The organism is Pedobacter sp. (assembly GCF_045628745.1).
Taxonomy (GTDB): domain Bacteria; phylum Bacteroidota; class Bacteroidia; order Sphingobacteriales; family Sphingobacteriaceae; genus Pedobacter.
This window is the reverse complement of record NZ_JAZQPU010000234.1, coordinates 1-1,973: the sequence shown is the minus strand read 5'-3', so window position 1 is coordinate 1,973 and position 1,973 is coordinate 1. Positions and strand designations below refer to the sequence as shown.

The 1,973-nt window shown below is 34.2% G+C and carries 4 protein-coding genes; 1 reads left to right on the top strand and 3 read right to left on the bottom strand.

What is annotated here, in order from left to right; genetic code table 11:
• Nucleotides 1–72: 72 nt before the first annotated feature.
• Nucleotides 73–378, bottom strand: coding sequence for a hypothetical protein (locus ACR2F7_RS08835; protein WP_432713212.1), 306 nt, complete (start codon nucleotides 376–378; stop codon nucleotides 73–75).
• On the opposite strand from ACR2F7_RS08835, the gene ACR2F7_RS08830 reads away from it, so the two are divergent.
• Nucleotides 296–514, top strand: a complete 219-nt coding sequence (locus ACR2F7_RS08830; protein WP_432713213.1) for a hypothetical protein — start codon at nucleotides 296–298, stop codon at nucleotides 512–514. The two genes, ACR2F7_RS08835 and ACR2F7_RS08830, sit on opposite strands and share 83 nt — an antisense overlap.
• Before the next feature lie 87 nt (nucleotides 515–601).
• Here ACR2F7_RS08830 and ACR2F7_RS08825 read toward each other — a convergent pair whose 3' ends face one another.
• Nucleotides 602–982: a helix-turn-helix domain-containing protein gene (locus ACR2F7_RS08825; protein WP_432713211.1), complete on the bottom strand. Its 381-nt coding sequence runs from the start codon at nucleotides 980–982 to the stop codon at nucleotides 602–604.
• Between the two features lie 482 nt (nucleotides 983–1,464).
• On the bottom strand, nucleotides 1,465–1,973 hold a 509-nt coding region (locus ACR2F7_RS08820; RefSeq protein ID WP_432713210.1), incomplete at its 5' end, for an FNIP repeat-containing protein.

Sequence of the window (1,973 nt, the reverse complement as noted above, 5' to 3'; positions counted from 1 at the left end):
AACTCTTCTTGGTCTAAAAAATTCCTCTTCAGTGTATGCATACAATTATTTATTTCCTTTGCTAAATATGCTTTAAATGACCGAAAAACACCCATATCTAACGGCTTGAAGGACGTGTGTTGGATTTGGAGGTAATGCAAGTATCTCAACATTTAACGCTTTCGCTTTATTATAAAAATCAGCATCCATTTCATGTGCTGCGCAGTTATCTATAATGAATAATATGGGATCATTATGTTTTGTTCTGACCCATTTTAAAAAATGATCAAACCACTGTCTAAATAAATCTTTTCGCATGTATCCTGAAGAGTTACATGCTATTAATGCAGAATCATCTCCTGAAATAGATTTGGAACATATCTCCGTACCTTTACAGATGAAAAACGGTGGTGCTGATTCTCCAGATGCATTAATAGAAGCCATAATTGTTAAATCAGGTGCATTTTGGGAAATTCGAGTGGATGCCTTTAATTATTTATCCGATGCAACTACATATTTGCATAATTCGTTTTGACTTGTACCAGTCTCATCACTATTCCATATTTGATACGGTTTGTAATTGTGAAGGTTGTTTAAAATTTCAAAACAAGAATAAAAAGAGTCAATTTCCCTCTTCAACTTCATCAATTTTTTTGTGAGTATCTTTACGTTTGTTTTCAATCGCACGAACATCTGGATGTCTTAACTTTAAGTCTTTCCACCATTTATCTGACAAACCTTTTTCTGGCTTTCCTACAAGTAAAGAGGCCACTTGTAAAAATTTCGATTTTGTCCATCCATTTCCATTCTCTGCGAGCTTGCATGCGACTTCAATCAATTTTTTTTCCAACTGAACACTTAATAATGGTGGGCGATGTGAATTTCTTTCAATGGAAATACCATGGAATCTGTTATAAAGCGTAGCGTATGGAATGTCAAATTTTTGTGAGGCTTTCAAAATTGCACATTTATGTGTTTGTATATAAGCTAAAGCTTTGTCCATGTTAACTTGATACAAAATATGTGTATGTCAGCACGTTTATTTTCGATGCTGACAATATATTTCCATGTTCGAATACAAAAACAGACTTTTTTTTGAAAGAGTTAGTGTGTCAAATATTTACTTTTTTATTGTACTTTTTGCTTCGAAATGCAGAAAAAATGTGCAAAACAAATTATCATACTTAGGTTCTTTATGAATGAATCGATAATTAGAAAACAGTGCTATTAATTAAACAAACTATTTTATTATATACACACATGACTAAAATTACTACTATCGTAATTATGCTATTTTCATTGCTGGTTTGAGTTATCAAACATTCTACCGCAAACAAAAAGGCAGAAATAGTGAAGTTATGTTCAATTTGTAAAATGCATATACTTTGTTGTTGAGTATTATTTATCCAAGTCGGTTGGCCGAGAATGATGGCAACTATTTGTAATTCTTGCAAATGACGATCACTAGAAAGCAATACATGCTATTCAATAGCTTGATTTGACATCTTTACCAAATGTAAGTTGTTGAAGAGAAGATGGTAATACATTTTCACCTATTGGTTGATTGAAAGCACGACCAAATGTAAGTTGTTGAAGAGAAGATGGTAATACGTGTGGTGCTATTGGTTGATTGAATTTCCAACCAAATGTAAGTTGTTGAATAGAAGAAGGTAACACATTTGCACCTATTGGTTGATTGAAACAATGACCAAATGTAAGTTGTTGAAGAGAAGCAGGTAACACATTTGGTGCTATTGGTTGATCGAAGTTCCAACCAAATGTAAGTTGTTGAAGAGAAGATGGTAATACGTGTGGTGCTATTGGTTGATTGAAATATGAACCAAATGTAAGTTGTTGAAGAGAAGATGGTAATACATTTTCACCTATTGGTTGATTGAAAGCAACACCAAATATAAGTTGTTGAAGAGAAGGCGTCTCGTTCGGGCTGGAGATCCCGGGGCTGGCCGAGCCGGGTGAGGACGCGTCGGGCATCG